Here is a 354-nt window from a genome sequence, read left to right on the forward strand (position 1 = left end):
CGACCTTGGCTACATCGCCAGCACCCTGAACAACCACACCGACATCGCCCGTGAGTTGACCCGGCTGTTCAAGACCCGCTTCTACCTGGCGCGCAAGCTGACCCAGGACGACCTGGACGACAAGCAGCAGCGCCTGGAACAGGCCATTCTGACCGCGCTGGACGAGGTGCAGGTACTCAACGAAGACCGCATCCTGCGCCGCTACCTGGACCTGATCAAGGCCACCCTGCGCACCAACTTCTACCAACCGGACGCCAACGGCCAGAACAAGTCGTATTTCAGCTTCAAGTTCAACCCGCGGCTGATTCCCGAGCTGCCCAAGCCGGTGCCCAAGTTCGAGATATTCGTCTATTC

1 protein-coding gene is annotated in these 354 nt (G+C 60.2%); it reads left to right on the plus strand.

The window, feature by feature from the left end; translation table 11 throughout:
• On the plus strand, positions 1-354 hold a 354-nt coding region (locus QWI17_RS19585; protein ID WP_302724215.1), incomplete at both ends, for an NAD-glutamate dehydrogenase domain-containing protein.

The organism is Gilvimarinus gilvus (assembly GCF_030518155.1).
Taxonomy (GTDB): domain Bacteria; phylum Pseudomonadota; class Gammaproteobacteria; order Pseudomonadales; family Cellvibrionaceae; genus Gilvimarinus; species Gilvimarinus gilvus.